This is a genomic window from Wenzhouxiangella sediminis, from assembly GCF_003410055.1.
GTDB classification, from domain to species: Bacteria; Pseudomonadota; Gammaproteobacteria; order Xanthomonadales; family Wenzhouxiangellaceae; genus Wenzhouxiangella; species Wenzhouxiangella sediminis.
This window is the reverse complement of the sequence record NZ_QUZK01000046.1, coordinates 82,546-98,583: the sequence shown is the minus strand read 5'-3', so window position 1 is coordinate 98,583 and position 16,038 is coordinate 82,546. Positions and strand designations below refer to the sequence as shown.

The window sequence follows — 16,038 nt, the reverse complement described above, 5'->3', positions numbered from 1 at the left end:
GCCGCCGCGAGGTCATGGCCGGGCGTCCTTTCCGCGGCTGAGCCAGCTGGCCGCGCCATAGAGCAGCATCACCACGAGCGGCGCCAGGACCAGACCGATCGTGCCGTAGAAGAAGCAGAAAAGCGCATTCTCGCTGCCCCGGAAACCGGCATTGCGCTCGAAGGTGAACGCCAGGTTGCCCGAAAGGCCGTAGCTGATGGGAACCCAGGCCACGGCCAGCGTGAGCAGCGCTTTCATGATCGCGCTCGTCGCGCGATCGACCGCTCTCCTGGGCGGATGCAGGCCGCCAAGCGCGGAATAAATCCCCAGGGGCAGCGCCACGATGCCGAGCCAGGCGATCAGTGTACCCATGGGCATCGACTCGATGCCGGGTACCCCACGACTCAGCAGCGGCGAGGCGGTTACCAGCAGGAAGGCGGAAGCCGAAAGCACTCCCACAGAGAAAAAGGCGATCACAACCCGCGCATTCATTCCTTCAATGTCTCACAGGTACGGCGAACGGCGAAGCGAGGTCGGTGCCACAAAGACCGGCGCAGCATCCGGGTCGCCCTCACAACCCGCGGCCGCGGTCCCGGGAAACAGCCACCAGTGCTGGCTGTTCTGGAAGCCCAGGTCATGCGCTTCGCTCCGGTCCATGCAATCGATCAGGCCGTCGTGTTCTTGGGCGATCAGCAACCAGCGTTTCGTCGGCGCCTGCTGCAGCCAGTCGAAAGCTCGCAGCGCCTCTTGTCCATCCTGAGCGTGATAGCTGAAGTGCACCGTCGGCTGCCTCGTCTGAAGCAGGAACTCCTCGCCGAAGTCGTGAACCGCCAGCCAGGCATCCTCGCCGGTGATCTCCACGACGTGCCGCATCAGGTCGCGCGGCGAACGGCTGTCGTTCATGTCGGGCCAGGCAAACAGGCCGACAGTGGGCCACAGAATGCCCAGCCACAACGCAAGAGCCATGGCGCCGCGGCGCGGTTTCAGCCGGGCCAGCAAGCCGATCATCGCCGCAGCCAGGAAGGCCAGCCATGGCCAGGGCGTTGCATCGTGCTTTTCGGACAATTCCATCAACGGCTCGAAACCCGTCCAGCCCATTACGGCTGCCGTGCCCAGTAGCCCGCCCAGGAACACCAGGAAGCCCGTGGCCAGCCAGTTCGGTCCGCGCTTGTCGAGCAGGCCCGGCAGCATGGGAGCGAGGGCGAGGACCAGCAGCGGCACCGTGGGTAGAAGGTAGACCCCGCGTTTACCTGGCGACAGGCTGAAGAAGATCAGGATGAGAATGACGCCCGACAGCGGCAGGATGGTGCGCGCATCGCCGCGGCGCAGGCGCCGCCACCAGTTCGGTACCGCCCAGGGAATCGCCAGCCACAGCGGCAGCCAGGCCCAGGGCGCCACTTCGACAACGAAGTAGTACCAGGGCTGGAGGTGTCCCCATGAATCGGCATAACGCTCGGCCGTCTGGCGCAGCAGGATGTTGTCTCGATAAGCGAGCAACGCCGGGTCACCGCTGGCTGTCGTGTACATTGCCATCGGCACCACCCATACCGCGATGGCGGCCAGTACCACACCGAAGCCCGCCAGCAACTCCCAGGCCGGAAGCGGCTGCGCATCGCCGCGCCGCGCCAGCGCCGTCCAGACGGGCACCATCAACAGCGGCAGGAACCCAACGCCCTTGGTGATCACGCCGAAGCCCATCGCCGCACAGCCGATCAACCACCAATGCCGGGCCGGGCCCAGCAGCGCATGTCGCATCATGCCGTAGGCACCCAGGGTGATCCAGAACGTGACCAGCATGTCGATCTGGGCCAACTTGGCCTGCAACGCGAACTGCACCGTGGCGATCAGCGCCAGCCCGGCCAGCATGGCAATGCGTCGGCCGTGCAGCCGGCGCGTGATGTCCACCACCAGCCAGAGCGTGCCCAGCGCAGCCAGGATCGACGGCAGAAGGAACCCCAGCCGCACAGAGCCGGTTGCCAGGATCGAAACCGCCGAGGCCCACATGAAAATCGGCGGCTTGTCCGGGTAAGCCTCCCCGCCGCGATGCGGAATCAGCCAGTTGCCCGTTTCGATCATCTCCAGCGCGTTGAGCACGAAACGCGGCTCGTCGGCCGGCCAGGGATCGCGCAGGCCCACGCCCGCCGCGAAGATCACCAGCGCGACCAGGAACAGCCAGGCCAGCCGGCTCTCCGAGAGCCGGCGCACATCGCTTGCCGGACCGCGCATCAGTCCGTCACGCCACTGACATTGGCCTCCCGACGTCGCTCGCCGCGAATCAGCATCAGGTTTCGGGTGTAGATCAGCAGACCCGAAGCCTGCCCGACGATGAAGACCGGATCCTGGCGGTGAATGGCATAGACCAGCAGCGTGACCCCCCCGCCGAGACTGAACAGCCAGAACGCCAGCGGCACGACGCTGCGGCGAGCGCGCTCGCTGACCACCCACTGCACCAGGAAACGGGCCGAAAAGAGTGCCTGGCCGAGAAAACCCACGGCCAGCCAGATCCACGGTGAGCTCATGACTGTTCCTCCTTGTCTGCCGTGCCGTCCATTGTCTCGCATTCGGCGGGCAGCCGGCAGCGCTTGCGAAGCCACATCACGCCCATCAGGTCCAGCAACCCTGCCCAAAGCCGGTTGTTCAGTCCGTAGTGGGATTCGCCGGCTCCGCGGGGCCGGTGATTGACCGGAACCGACTCACAGCGACCGCCCTGGAACTGGATCAGAGCCGGCAGGTAGCGGTGCATGTGATCGAAATACGGCAAGCGCAGGAAAGCGTCCCGCCTGATGACCTTCAGCCCGCAGCCGGTGTCGGGCGTATTGTCGCGCAGCAGTCGCGAGCGCACGCCGTTGGCGATCTTCGACGACAGGCGTTTGAACCACGTATCCCGCCGCGTGGTGCGGTGGCCCGCAACCATCTCCAGCTTCCCTTCAGTTGCGTGCTGCAGCAAGCGCGGCAGATCGGCCGGATCGTTCTGCCCGTCGCCGTCGAGGGTGGCCAGCCAGCGCCCCTTCGCCAACTGCGCCGCCTGCCATAGTGAGGTGCTCTGCCCGGCGCTCTTGCGGTGCCTGATCGGATGCAGTGAGGAATCCACCGCTGCGCGTTCGGAAAGCACCGACCAGGTGTCGTCCTCGGAGCCGTCGTCCACGACCAGGATTTCGTGTTGCAGCCCCAGCGGCTTCATCGCCGCGTCGATCTCGTCGAGAAGGCCGGGAAGATTGCCGCTCTCGTCTCGGGCTGGAATGATGATGGATACGTCCATGGGCTCCGTGCATTCTTGGGTGACTGTCGGGCCTGCCGCTGCAGCGGCCTGGATTGAGGGAGCGCGCGAAATATATTGGACAGTCAGCAAATGAAATGCTGAATGCAGCGAGAAGTTTCATTCACGCAAGCGCAGGAATTGCCCCCGCAGCCGCAATTCAAGCAGTTTCGAGCCGATTGGTGAATACGGCAAATGACACGGCCAGAGTATACGCCTTCAATCACAAGCACTTGGAGAAGACCCCGCGCCCGGATCGCGCCACTCCGACTCCATTGCACGGCTGGACTATCATTACGCGTCTGCCAATCTGTCGAAGAAATCGCGAAACCCGGATCATGGAGCCCCCAGTTCACTACGTCTTCGACAACGCCAGGTTCTTTCCACGCGAGGGCCGGCTGCGCATGGGCGAGGACGACCTGATCCTGGAGCAGAAAGTGTCTGACCTGCTGCACGCCCTCTGCCGACGCCCCGGGCAGGTGCTGACCAAGACCTGGCTGATGGAAGAGATCTGGCCGGGCCGCATCGTCAACGAAGACAGCCTCTCGGTCGCAGTCAGCAAGCTTCGCCGGGTGCTGGGCGACCGCGCCGCCGCGCCCAGGTACATCCGTACGGTCACCGGCACGGGCTACATCTGGCTGCCGGAGACCCGGCATCTGACCGAAGAGACGGCGCGCCCGTATTCTGCCGCCGGTTCCCGAATGGGATGGTGGCTGTCATCCGGCATTGTCGCCGTTGGCCTGCTGGTGGCCGCTATCGGCGGCTGGTGGGTAACTCGCGACGGTGCGCCTCCTTCGGCACCGACCACCGATCAATCGTCCGCCGCCAGCCAGCCGAGCGGCGAAGTGGGCCGGCTGCTCGAAGAGGCCAGAGAGCGACTCGGCAGCGATCGGCCCGAGGCCCTGCGACAGGCCATCGCCGATTTCCGCTCCGTGCTGGAGCAGCATCCCGGCACTGCGGCGGCCTACCTGGGCATCGCCGAGGCCAAGCTGGACCTGAGCGGGTTGACCGGCCACCTCGATATCGAGCTCTACGCCGCTGAGGTCCATGCCCTGCTCGATCGCGTCCTGGAACTCGATCCGGGCAACGCCCGTGCCTGGCTGCGCAAGGCCGAGCTCTACTGGCTGGCCGACTGGGACCTGCCGGCGGCCGAACAGGCCTACAGGCACGCGATCGAACTGGCACCGGACGATCCGCAGAATTACCTGCCCTACAGCGAGTTCCTGCTGTCACTCGGCGAATTCGAGCGTTCCGAGGAGGTTCTCCAGCGCCTGCGCGAGGCCGATCCGGCCTGGTATCGCTTTCTCAACATGAGCTTCGTCTACACCATGCGCGGCGAGCTCGAACGCGCGCTGGCCGAGACCCGGCGGCTGATGAGTTCCGAGCCCGACTCCGAGCATTTCGGCCGGATGCTCCACCGCCTCGGGCTGCTGCTCGATGACGACGAGCTGGCGTTCGAACAGCTTGTTCTGCTGATGCGCGAGGAAAGCGTCGCAGAAGATCAGGTCACCGAGTACAGCGAGCTGTACCGGCAGCAGGGCATCGAGGCCCTGTTCGGCCGAATGCTCGATGACCGTCTGGAAGCGAATGTCGGCCACTACCGTCCGCCCATCGCCTGGGCACGCTACGCGGTCGTCGCCGGCCGGCCCGATGAAGCCTTTCGATGGCTCGACGAGGCCGTCGAGGAGCGCCAGCCCCAGATCCTGCTGGTCAACGTCGACCCCCACTACCTGCCCCTCAGAAACGACCCCCGCTTTGCCGAACTGCTCGATCGCCTGCCGCAGCGGGCAGGCGATCCGAAGTCCACCAACTGAGGAACGGAGCGCAGCGCGCCTAGCTGTTGAGCGTCGTCACCGGAAACTCTTCCGACGAAAGCACGGTCACCTGGTCGCCGCTGCGGATCGACTCCGCGCCGCGCACGATCACCTGCTGGCCGGCGGCCAGCGAACCCTCGACGGCCACGAAATCGCCGTGGTCCGCGCCGACTTCGACGGGAATCGCCAGCGCCTTGCCGTCCTCGTCGAGCACGAACACCCGGATCTGCTTTTCGCCAAGCACCAGCGCGTCGCGCGGCACGATGAATTGCTCTGAAGGCAGCGCCGTGGGCACGGCCACGCTGATCAACTGGCCGATTCGAAAGCGCGAGGCCATGTCCGCCGGCACCGTCAGGTAGCCCACGAAACTCTGCGACTGTTCGTCGCTGACCGGTACCGTGGCGCGCACCGCCATCTCGGCGCTGCCCGAACCCCAGTGCACGCGCAAGGTCCCGACGGCCGACGGCAATTCGCTGTGCGCCAGCGGTCCGTGGAAGCGGATCTCGAGCGCGTCGGTGCTGACCAGCTGCGCCACCGGCTGCGTGGCCGACACGCTCTCGCCCTGCTGCTGGAAGCGTTTGGTCACCATGCCGTCGAAGGGCGCGACGATCTGCGTCTTCGCCAGGTCTTCGCGGGCGCGGTCGATCTCGACGGCCAGCAGTTCAGCGTCCGAGCGCGCCATGCCCAGGTCGGCCTCGAGCGCGTCGACGTCACGCGCGGAAATCGACTGCTGCGCCTGCAGGCGCCGGTAGCGCTCGAGATCTCGTTCGAGGCGACCGATCTCGATTTCCTTCTTCTTCAGCCGGGCTTCGAGTTCGCGCACAGCCAGCTCGAAGGATCGATCGTCGAGACGGGCAACTGCCTCGCCCTGCGCCACCCGCGTGCCCGGCTCGGCAACCCAGGTGATCGAACCGGCAATGCCGGCCGACACGGCCGAGTCGAAGCGGCTCTGCACCGTTCCGGTGACCATCAGGGTCGGGCTGACCCGGTCGGACTCGACCGGCACGACGGAAACCACGGGCTGGTTCGCGGCCAGGGCCGGCGCGGCCAACAGGGCGCCGGCCAGAACGGCGGAAGAAGCGATGTGCTTGATGGTTTGGGTGATGTTCATTTTGCGTACTCCCGTATCAGGATGACTGGATCAGGACGTCTGGATTGCGGATTCGGAATCACTGTCGGCGGCCCAGCGGCGCTCGCGCAGCCGCGCCATCAGCCGCAGCGCCGAGGCCATGAAGACCACGGTGAAAAGCGTGCTGGTCAGCATGCCGCCGACGATCACCACGGCCAGCCCCCGGTAGATCTCGCTGCCCACGCCGGGCACGAGTACCAGCGGCAGCATGCCGACCACCGAGGTGAGCGTGCTCATGTAGATGGGGCGCACGCGCGTCTCGACAGCCATGCGGACTGACTCTTCGGCACACAGCCCGCCAGCACGGCCGCGGCGCGCGCGGTCGATGAGCAGGATGGCGTTGTTGACAACCAGGCCCATCAGGATCACGAAGCCGATCATGGTCAGCAGGTCCAGCGACTGGAAGGCGAACAGATTGAGCGCGCGAAGCCCGAGCACGCCGCCGGCCAGCGCCATCGGCATGGATGCCAGCACCACCGCGCTGTCGAGCGCGGAGCGGAACAAGGCGGTCATGAGCAGGAACAACACCAGCACGGCGAAGGCGAAGTTCCAGATCATGGTGTCGATGGTGTCGGCCAGGTCGTCGGAGCCACCCGAGAGCATCAGGTGGATGCCTGGGCTGACCTGCGCCTGGGCGTCGGCCATGATCGGCTCGAGCTTCTCCAGCGCGGTTTCCAGCGACATGTCCGAAGGCGGCGTGATCGCCAGGGTAAAGGTGCGCTCACCGTTGTAGCGGCGCAGCTGGGTCGGCCCGGCCTGGCGGTCGGCACGGGTGAGCTGCCCCAGCGTCTGCACGCCCGACAGCGGCGTGGCCATTGGCACGGCCTGGAGCTGCTCGGGGCTCGCCCAGCGCGGCGCCTTGAGAATGATGTCCTGGCGCTGGTTGCCGTCGAACTGCTCGCCGACGTAGAGCCCGCCGGTGGCCGCGCGCACCATCCTCGCCACCTGGCCTCGATCCAGCCCCGCCTGCGCCACGGCATGGTCGTCGGGGCGCAGTACGAGCTGCGGCTGCGCGGCATTCAGGCTCGGCAAGGGACGCAGGCCGGCGCCCGGAATCTCGCTTTGAATCCGCTGCATGGTCTGTGCGGCGACCTGGCGCGAGGCGTCGTCGAGCTCGCCGTTGAAGTTCAGGTAGACCGAACGGTTGCCGCCCACGTTGAGGCTCAGCAGCGATGACTGGAACGGAAAGGCACGCGTGTCCGGCAGCCCGGCGAGGATTTCTGTACGCAGGAGGTGCAGCATGTCCTGCACCTCGCGCGGGTTCTCCGGATAGACGAACAGGATCTTGCCCCCCTCGCTCATGGCCAGGTTGTAGGCGCGGATGGCCGGCGTCTTCTCGCCATTGCGATACGGCTCGAGCCGGCGCATCAGCGTGCGGCCGATCTCATTCTCCAGCGTCTCGTAGCTGGCGCCCGGCGGCACGGAAAAGACCGTCATGATGCCTTCCCACTTGGCCTCGGGCAGGAAGTCGGTGTCGGGTGTGAGCGCCCAGATCACCGCCGCCGCGCCGGGGCCGAGCACCAGGAGCCACAGCAGCGCGCGGCGGTCGGTGCCGGCCACGGCCAGGTAACGGCGCGCCAGGCGGTGCCAGAAGCGCGGCGGCTGGCCGCCGTCGGCATCAGGCTTCAGGAACACCCCGGCAATCACCGGCACCAGGAAGAAGGCAGCCAGCATAGACGCGCACACGGCCACGGCCATGCTCACCGCCAGGTCGAAGAACAGCTGGCCTTCCACGCCTTCCATGAAAACGATCGGCGTGAAGATCGCCACCGTGGTCAGCGTGGAGGCGAACAGCGCCGGCGCCACCTCGACCGTGCCCCTCACGACTGCCTTCTTCAGCGACTCGCCGTGCTGCAGCAATCGGACGATGTTCTCCTGCACCACGATGGCGGCGTCGAGCACCAGGCCGACCGAGAACGCCAGGCCCGCCAGGGAAATGATGTTGAGGCTGCGCCCCAGCAGGTCGAGCACCAGCAGCGCGGACAGGAGCGAGACCGGAATGGTCAGCGCGATCAGCAGCGTCGCGCGCCAGCCGCGCAGCATCAGGTAGAGAAGCCCCATCGCCAGCGCGATGCCCAGGCCCAGGTTGCCCTGCACCAGCGCCACGGCGCGCTTGATGTGTTCGGAAGAATCGAAGCTGAGGATCAGTTCCAGCTCGTTGTCGAGCAGGTGGCTCTCGTTGACCTCGGCAACGCGCGCCTTCAACGCGGTCATGATGTCGACGGTGTTGGCGTTGGTGGCGGCGAACAGCTGGATGTAGAAGGCCGGGTAGCCGTCACGGTAGGCAAAGCCGCGAAGCGTTTCGTGCCCCTGGCGAATCTCGGCGACCTCGCCCAGGCGCACCGGCCGGCCGTCGTTGTAGGCGACGATCATCTGCGCCCACTCGTCGGAAACATACTGCCCGGCGAAGCGCACGGTGTACTCGCGCCGACCGACCGAGGCAAAACCGCCGGAGACATCACCGGCGCTCTGAATGCGCGCCAGCAGGCTGTCGAGCTGCAGGCCGAGTGCTGCCATGCGGTAAGGGTCGAACACGATCTCGAGCTGCGGTTCGCGGAAGCTGTTGAGCCCCACCTTGGTCACACCCGGAATCGTGCGAAGCGCCGGCGCGACGGTCTGGCGAATCAATTCCTGGTCGGCGGTGAAATCACCGTCGGAACCTTCCCGGGTCTTGCGGATCAGCAGCGTCGCCAGGGGTTGATCGAGGCCACCGAGGCTGATCATCGGCTCCTCGGCATCGCGCGGCCGCGGTGGGGCCTGGTTCATGGCGTTGATCACGTCCATGAGTTTTCCCTGCATCTCCGTGCCGACCGCAAACTCCAGCGTGGTGATGCTCATGCCCGCGCGCACCGAAGACCGAATGCTCTCGAGCCCGACGATGGTTTCGAGCACGGCTTCCTGCGGCTCGACGAGCTCGGCCTCCATCTCGGCCGGCGCGGCGGCGCGCCAGAAATTGAGGATGGTGATCTGCGGCCGCTCGAGGTTGGGCGTGAGCTGCACCGGCAGCTTGACCAGGGCGGCCGCGCCCATGATGCCGACGATCAGGAACACGACGACGGTGGCGACCGGGTTGGCGTGGGATAGCTTGAACAGGTTCATGGCGCGATTCCGTAGCGGGCGAAATGAATGTGAGCTCCATCATTCCCGCCGCCGCCCGACCAGTCCTGAAGCCTTGCCGAAACATCCGGAAACGATCCGAAAGCGCCCTTAAGAATCGCTTTAACGCATTGATTTCACGAGCCAAAGTGGCGACGCAACGAGATCGCGCCATGACTTCGTCCGTACGGACGTGTACAGTCACTCATCGAACATTCGAACAAGCACATAAACACAAGAGGCTGAAATGGCGGACTACCCCGGCGGCGAACTGCTCGCCCGCATGCTTCAGGCCGAAGGCGTCGAGAAGGTCTTCGGCATCATCGACGGCACCTATTTCGGTTTCTACTCGGCGCTCGACCGGCTGGGCATCGAGATCGTCACGCCGCGCCACGAAACCAGCGCGGCGCACATGGCCGGTGCCTACGCGCGCCTGACCGGGCGCCTGGGCGTGTGCATGGCCTCCAACGGTCCCGGCGTGGCCAACCTGCTGCCCGGCCTGGTCGTCGAACAGGCCGAGGGCAACCGCGTGCTGGCGATTACCAGCGCGCGCCGGCCCGAGATCATGTATCCCGACCGCGGCGGTGCCTACCAGTGCTTCAACCAGGCCGGCGTGATCGGCCAGATCGGTAAGTTCTCGCATGCTGCCTCCTCCTTCGAGCGCGTGCCGGAACTGATGCGCAAGGCCTTCCGCGCAAGCTGGGACGGGCGTCCGGGCGTGGTTCACGTCGACGTGCCGGAGACGATCATGAACGGCAAGTTCAAGTCCCTGCCTTCGCTCTGGGCGCCGAAGCAATACCGCAACACCGAACCGACCTCTCCCACGCCCGAGCAGGTGGAGCAGGCCGCCGAGCTGCTTACCCGGGCCGACGCCCCGATGATCCACGCCGGCAGCGGCGTGATCCATGCGCAAGCCTTCGACGCCCTCGAGCGCGTGGCCGAGCAGCTCCAGGCACCGGTCACCACCAGCTGGGCCGCCCGGGGCGTGATCACCGAAGACTCGCCCCTGGCCATGCCCATGCCGCACGTCAAGCTCAACCACAAGGTGCGCAACGACGCCGACACGGTGCTGATCCTGGGCTCGCGAGTCGGCGAGACCGACTGGTGGGGCAAGCCGCCCTACTGGCGCAAGGCCTCCGAGCAGACCACCATCCAGGTCGACCTCGACGCCGGCATGCTGGGCCTGAACAAACCCGCCGACCTGGCCATCCAGGCCGACGTCGGCAAGTTTCTCGACGCCCTGGCCCGCGCGCTGTCCGAGCGCCAGTCGGCCAATATCGATTCACGCCGCAATCGGGTTGCCGAGTACGGCAAGCAGATCGAGAAGGACCGAGCCGACTGGAACAAGGCGCTGGAGGACGACTCGGTGCCCATGCACCCGGCGCACGTGGCCAGCGTCTGCAACGAGGTCTTCGACGCCGACTCGCCCATCGTGGCCGACGGCGGCAACACCGCCATCTGGGCGATGTTCTACCACCGCGCCCGCGTGCCCAACCGCGTGCTGTCGACCTTCAAGTTCGGCATGCTCGGCGCGGGCGCAGCCCAGGCCATCGGCGCGGCCGTGGCCCGGCCCGACAAGCCGGTTTGCTGCATCATCGGCGACGGCGCCTTCGGTTTCCATCCGCAGGAAATCGAAACGGCCGTGCGCAACAAACTGAAAGTCATTTACCTGGTGCTGTGCGACAAGCAGTGGGGCATGGTGAAAATGAATCAGCAATTTGCGCTCAAGCCGTTGAAAACCCTCATGTTCAAGTCGCTCAAACCCGAGGAGACCATCAAGGCCGATCTCGGCGAGATCGCCTTCGACAAGGTGGCCGAGGCGATGGGTGCGCACGGCGAACGCGTCTCCGATGCCAGAGAACTCGAGCCTGCACTGAGGCGGGCACTGGACCACGGCGGCTGCGCGGTCATCCACGTGGATGTGGATCCGGTCAAGCACATGTGGGCGCCGGGCCTCATCCATTTCAAGAAGATGCATGAGGAACCCAAAGGGTAGGAACAAGGGGAAGACAATCCGGTGCGTTTCGATCCAGACAGCCTGATCCTGCTCAACGTCATCCTGGCGCTGATGATGTTCGGCGTGGCGCTGAGCCTGCGTCCGGCCGACTTCACCCGGATCATCAGGACGCCCGTCGCGCCGGCCGCGGGGCTGGTGGCGCAGTTCCTGCTGCTGCCGGCGGCGACCTGCGCGGTAACCTGGGCCTTGAAGCTGGATCCGGAAATCGCGTTGGGCATGATCCTGATCGCCGCCTGCCCCGGCGGCAACTTCTCCAACATCATGACCTTCATGGCCCGGGGTTCGGTGGCCGTGTCGGTGTCGATGACGGCGGTCTCGAGCCTGGCGGCCATTGTGCTCACGCCGCTGAACTTCGCCTTCTACGGCTGGCTCAATCCCTACACGCGCGGGTACCTCACCGAGATCAGCCTCGACCCCGGCAACATCCTGATACTGGTCGTCCTGGTGCTCGGCATTCCACTGGTGCTGGGCATGCTCACCGGCCGGCACTGGCCCAGGCTGGCCGAGAAGAGCGAGACGCCGCTGCGGATCTTTTCCCTGCTGGTGCTGCTGGCGTTTGCCGGCATCGCTTTCGCCATGAATTTCAGCACCTTCCTGGCGAAATTCCACACCTTCGTGTGGCTGGTAGTGGGCCACAACCTGCTCGCCTTCTGCCTCGGATTCGGCATGGCCAGCGCCTTCCGGCTGCCCGTCGCCGACCGGCGCGCAGTCACCATGGAGGTCGGCATCCAGAACTCCGGCCTGGGCCTGGTCATCCTGTTCACCTTCTTCCCCGAAGCCGGCGGCATGCTGCTCATCGCCGGCTTCTGGGGCGTGTGGCACCTGATCGCCGGCATTACCCTGGCGCAGATCTGGGCGCGGCGCCCGCCGCCCGAGCCGTCTGAACAGCCGACGCAACCCGCGGAGGAAGCAGCATGAGCAAACGCATCCTCATCACCGGCGCAGCCGGTTACATCGGCCACAAGCTCGGCAACCGCCTGGCCCACGATTTCGAGGTCTTCGGCACCGATATCCGCAAGCGCGACGACCTGAGCTTTCCGCTGCAAGTGCTTGATATCCGATCAAGAAGCCTGACCGAAGTCATGCGCGCCCATGCAATCACCCACGTCGTCCACCTGGCTTCCGTGCTGCAGGCCTCGAAGGACCGCCAGCGCGATTTCGACATCGACGTCGGCGGCACCCGCAACGTGCTGCAGGCCTGCCTGGACACCGGCGTGACGCACCTCACCGTCACCAGCTCGGGCGCGGCCTACGGCTACCACGCCGACAACCCGGACTGGATCGACGAGAACGACGCACTCAGGGGCAACGAGACCTTCGCCTATTCCGACCACAAGCGCCGCATCGAGGAAATGCTGGCGCGCTACCGCAAGCTGCACCCGGAACTGAAACAACTCGTGCTGCGCCCCGGCACCGTGCTGGGTACCGAAACCCGCAACCAGATCACCGCCCTGTTCACCGCCAGGCGCATCCTGGTGCTCAAGGGCCACGACTCTCCGTTCGTCTTCATCTGGGACGAGGACGTGCTCGACATTCTCGAGAAAGGCATCCGCGAAGACGCCGAGGGCGTCTACAACCTGGCCGGCGACGGCGCCCTGAACATGCGCGAAATCGCGCGCCGCCTGGGCAAGCCCACGCTCAGCCTGCCCGTCGGCCTGGTCAAGCTCGGGCTGCGCATCGCCAAGTGGCTGGGCAAACCCACCGGCCCGGAGCAGATCGACTTCCTGCGCTACCGCCCCGTTCTCTCCAACCGCCGCCTCAAGGAGGAATTCGGCTACACCCCGAAGAAGACCTCGGCCGAGACCTTCGACTACTTCGCAGAACACCTCGAGAAACGGATACCCTGACGAAGCTCGCAATCAGCTCAGATCACCGCCGCCGTGCGGCTCTGCGCGAGTACCGTGCCCCCAACGCGGTACGAACTCCATCAACTTGATCATCCCCAGAATCGCCAGAGTCGCAGCCAACAGCGGCCAGGGCGCATCGCCCATGACCTCGCCCAGATAGCCGACCAGCCGGCCGATGAAAGACACGAGAAAGCCGACGGTCGCGATCGCCGTGATCCAGATGGCGATTCGTGTCAGCCAGGCTTCCAGACTCGCAGCCTCGGCACGGCCGGCGACCAGGCTCTCCATCGACCCGGCGAACCCCGGCGGCGGCTCGGCCATCGGCGCCGTTCGAATCGAATGCCGCAACAAGGCCTCGAACGGGTCACTGTCCCTGTGATGTTCACTCATCGGATGGCTCCAGGTATCGGTTGAATTCAGAGCGCAAACGGTTGCGCGCGCGAAAGAGCAGATTCTTGATCGTGCCTTCCGGCTTGTCCATGATCTCGGAGACCTCGCCCACGCTCATCTCCTCGAGGTAGTACAGCGTTAGAACCGTTCGCGAGATCGGAGGCAGTTCTTCCAGTGCCTCCTGCAAGTAACCCAGCAACTGCTGGTCGGCGCAGGCGGCAGCCAGGTCGAAATCGTCGGCCGCCGTCTCCACGGGAGGCGTGTCGTCTTCGCCCGACTCGAGCAGCGGCAGTCGTTTGCGCTGCAGGTGCCTCGCGCAGATGCTGAACGCGATTTTGCCGATCCAGGTCGCCAAAGAGCTGTCGAAGCGGAACTGACCCAGCTTCGCATGAACGCGAATGAAGACTTCCTGGCAAAGCTCGCGGCAGTCTTCCGGATGGCGCACCATGCGGTAGACCAGGTGCCAAACCAGGCGCTGGTGCCGCTCGACCAGTGCCGCGAACGCCCCTTCCCGGCCGGAGCGCACGGCCTCGACCAGCGCGCGATCCCGGCCAGTCCTGTCGTCTTTCCGTTCCACGAATCGTGGTCTCAGGCATCGCGCCCCTGGAGAACCCTGTTCAGCAGCAGGCCGACGCCCGCCGCGGCGAGCAACAGCCCGTAAGCGCCCGGATCCTCACTGCCGAGATTGAACAATTCGATCAAGACCAGGGCGAAGCCGGTCAACCCCAGCACGAGCCCCCACTTGAGCACTTCATGCTTGCGCCTGGCCTCGTCGGCCTGCGCGAGCGCACGAACCATGCCCTCGCTGGCCTGCATTTCGGCCAGCCGCCTTTTCACTCGCCCGTCGATGACCGCGCGCACGATCGCGACCAGGCATATGAACCCGACGATGGGGATCAGCAAAGCGATGATGTCGAACATGGTCGTCTCCCGGAAAATTCGTTCCTCAACACGATTAGATACAACACAACAGGATTCGGCTGCACAAAATTCCGAATTAATTTCATTCCGGGTGCAACCGATTCCGGCCTCGCCGTATCAATCCCCACGAAAGCGAATGTCCAGACACGCTCCATTGGGGAGCACCAGACCAAGAGGAAGCTACCATGAGAAAGTCCATCCTGCTGACCGGCCTTGCCGTCATCTTCGGCCTCTGTGCCATGCAGGAGGCGCGCCCGGAGAACGCATTGCCACCGGAAGCGCTCCAGCAGCAGATTGCCGGCCAGATGGAACGAGCCCGAGTACCGGGCCTGGCCATCGCCAGCATCGAGAACGGCCGCGTCGCCTGGCAGGCCGCATTCGGCGAGCGTGCACCGGGCAAGGCCCTGAACACCGATACCGTGTTCAATGCCGCAAGCCTGACCAAACCGGTGTTCGCGGTCACCGCCCTGCACCTGGTCGATGAAGGCGAGATGACGCTCGATCAGTCGCTGGGAGATCTCTGGGTCGACCCTGACCTGGCCGACGATCCCCGTCATGAACAGCTCACGCCGCGCATCCTTTTGAGCCATCAGTCTGGACTTCCGAACTGGCGGGGCAACCGGCAACTGCAGTTCATGTTCCCCCCGGGCACCCGGCACGAATATTCGGGCGAAGGTTTCGAATACCTGCGCCGCGCCATCGAGCGCAGCACGGAAGCGTCGATCAGTGCACTGACCGCCGAGTACGTCTTCGAACCCGCCAGTATGACCCGCACCACGATGGGCTGGACCGACACCATCGGGGACAATGTGGCACGAGGCTACAATGAGGCGGGAGAGCCGATCGACACCAGTCTCGACGAACGCCGGCCCAACGCCGCCGCGCACCTGATGACGACCGTCGGCGACTACGCAAGCTTCCTCGCCTGGGTCGCCGAAGGAGCGGAGCTCTCCCAAGAGCTCGTCGAGGAGATGCAGTCGCCCCAGGCCCTGCACGACGATCCTGCCGAACACTTCGGACTGGGCTGGAAGCTGATTCCCCTGGGCAATTCGCAGGCCCTGATGCACGACGGCCGCGAGCCCGGGGTTCGCACACTCGCCATTGTCCATCCTGAAACGGGAGAAGGGCTGGTCATACTCACCAGCAGCTCCAACGGCGAACTCGTCTATCGCCCCCTGATCAAGGCCGCGCTCGACAACGGTGAGCGAATTGTCCAGAGCATGGACCGGCTCGTCTGGCGCTACCTTGAACACCTGCCGCCGCAGGCACTGGAGCCTATGAGCCGGGGCATCTCTCGCTCGCCGAGCTTCCTGTCGAAGCTGCTCCATGCCGTCGATACGGCACTGGTTCAGCAATCCGGGCTGTCAGCCTCCGACAAGGCTGTCGCTTCACGGGCCGTCGACCCCTATGTATTCGCCGTTCTCGAAGGCAAGATGGAAATCGAGCAGGTCGAGCGGCTTGTCGAGCGACTTCTGGTCGTCGACGGCGAAGTGAAGCGGCTCGTCACCGGTTTCGATTCCGACGCCGCTGAGGCCTGGCTGAACGCATTGCAGGACATCTGACCCCCGGCATGGAGCGGAAGGACAAGT

The 16,038-nt window shown here is 65.4% G+C and carries 14 protein-coding genes; 5 read left to right on the top strand and 9 right to left on the bottom strand.

The window, feature by feature from the left end; genetic code table 11:
• Window positions 1-12: 12 nt before the first annotated feature.
• Genes DZC52_RS12780 through DZC52_RS12765 form a run of 4 tightly spaced genes read right to left on the bottom strand, consistent with a single transcriptional unit; the run spans window position 13 to window position 3,238 of the window.
• Window positions 13-471: a hypothetical protein gene (locus DZC52_RS12780; protein WP_116651536.1), complete on the bottom strand. Its 459-nt coding sequence runs from the start codon at window positions 469-471 to the stop codon at window positions 13-15.
• A 12-nt stretch (window positions 472-483) separates the two neighbouring features.
• Window positions 484-2,205 carry an ArnT family glycosyltransferase gene (locus tag DZC52_RS12775; RefSeq protein ID WP_116651535.1) on the bottom strand — a complete coding sequence of 574 codons (1,722 nt, stop codon included), beginning with the start codon at window positions 2,203-2,205 and terminating at the stop codon, window positions 484-486.
• Entirely contained in the window at window positions 2,205-2,498 is a 294-nt protein-coding gene (locus DZC52_RS12770; protein ID WP_116651534.1) for a lipid-A-disaccharide synthase N-terminal domain-containing protein, read from the bottom strand. The genes DZC52_RS12775 and DZC52_RS12770 overlap by 1 nt, the downstream gene beginning before the upstream one ends.
• A complete protein-coding gene (locus tag DZC52_RS12765) occupies window positions 2,495-3,238 on the bottom strand; it encodes a glycosyltransferase family 2 protein (protein WP_116651533.1) in 744 nt (247 codons plus the stop codon). Before DZC52_RS12765 ends, DZC52_RS12770 begins: the two co-directional genes overlap by 4 nt.
• Window positions 3,239-3,573: 335 nt before the next feature.
• Here DZC52_RS12765 and DZC52_RS12760 point away from each other — a divergent pair, with 335 nt between their 5' ends.
• Window positions 3,574-5,049 carry a winged helix-turn-helix domain-containing protein gene (locus DZC52_RS12760; RefSeq protein WP_181918945.1) on the top strand — a complete coding sequence of 492 codons (1,476 nt, stop codon included), beginning with the start codon at window positions 3,574-3,576 and terminating at the stop codon, window positions 5,047-5,049.
• Window positions 5,050-5,068: 19 nt separating this feature from the next.
• Here the strand turns inward: DZC52_RS12760 and DZC52_RS12755 are convergent, their stop codons facing one another.
• A complete protein-coding gene (locus DZC52_RS12755; protein WP_116651531.1) occupies window positions 5,069-6,160 on the bottom strand; it encodes an efflux RND transporter periplasmic adaptor subunit in 1,092 nt (363 codons plus the stop codon).
• A 30-nt stretch (window positions 6,161-6,190) separates the two neighbouring features.
• Window positions 6,191-9,277: an efflux RND transporter permease subunit gene (locus tag DZC52_RS12750; RefSeq protein WP_116651530.1), complete on the bottom strand. Its 3,087-nt coding sequence runs from the start codon at window positions 9,275-9,277 to the stop codon at window positions 6,191-6,193.
• A gap of 244 nt (window positions 9,278-9,521) precedes the next feature.
• Between DZC52_RS12750 and DZC52_RS12745 the strand changes: the two genes are divergently transcribed.
• Genes DZC52_RS12745 through DZC52_RS12735 form a run of 3 tightly spaced genes read left to right on the top strand, consistent with a single transcriptional unit; the run spans window position 9,522 to window position 13,138 of the window.
• A complete protein-coding gene (locus tag DZC52_RS12745) occupies window positions 9,522-11,270 on the top strand; it encodes a thiamine pyrophosphate-binding protein (RefSeq protein WP_116651529.1) in 1,749 nt (582 codons plus the stop codon).
• Between the two features lie 21 nt (window positions 11,271-11,291).
• Window positions 11,292-12,209 (top strand): bile acid:sodium symporter family protein, encoded by a 918-nt coding sequence (locus DZC52_RS12740; RefSeq protein WP_220338372.1) that lies wholly within the window; start codon window positions 11,292-11,294, stop codon window positions 12,207-12,209.
• Window positions 12,206-13,138, top strand: coding sequence for an SDR family oxidoreductase (locus DZC52_RS12735; protein WP_116651528.1), 933 nt, complete (start codon window positions 12,206-12,208; stop codon window positions 13,136-13,138). The genes DZC52_RS12740 and DZC52_RS12735 overlap by 4 nt, the downstream gene beginning before the upstream one ends.
• A gap of 12 nt (window positions 13,139-13,150) precedes the next feature.
• On the opposite strand, the gene DZC52_RS12730 is transcribed toward DZC52_RS12735, so the two are convergent.
• Genes DZC52_RS12730 through DZC52_RS12720 form a run of 3 tightly spaced genes read right to left on the bottom strand, consistent with a single transcriptional unit; the run spans window position 13,151 to window position 14,449 of the window.
• Entirely contained in the window at window positions 13,151-13,528 is a 378-nt protein-coding gene (locus DZC52_RS12730; protein ID WP_147307703.1) for a hypothetical protein, read from the bottom strand.
• Window positions 13,521-14,105, bottom strand: a complete 585-nt coding sequence (locus DZC52_RS12725) for an RNA polymerase sigma factor (RefSeq protein WP_116651526.1) — start codon at window positions 14,103-14,105, stop codon at window positions 13,521-13,523. The genes DZC52_RS12730 and DZC52_RS12725 overlap by 8 nt, the downstream gene beginning before the upstream one ends.
• Before the next feature lie 11 nt (window positions 14,106-14,116).
• The gene (locus DZC52_RS12720) at window positions 14,117-14,449 is read right to left on the bottom strand and encodes a hypothetical protein (RefSeq protein ID WP_116651525.1); all 333 of its coding nucleotides are present in this window, start codon (window positions 14,447-14,449) and stop codon (window positions 14,117-14,119) included.
• A gap of 185 nt (window positions 14,450-14,634) precedes the next feature.
• On the opposite strand from DZC52_RS12720, the gene DZC52_RS12715 reads away from it, so the two are divergent.
• On the top strand, window positions 14,635-16,011 hold the full coding sequence (locus DZC52_RS12715) for a serine hydrolase domain-containing protein (protein ID WP_116651524.1): 1,377 nt from the start codon (window positions 14,635-14,637) through the stop codon (window positions 16,009-16,011).
• Window positions 16,012-16,038: the final 27 nt, after the last annotated feature.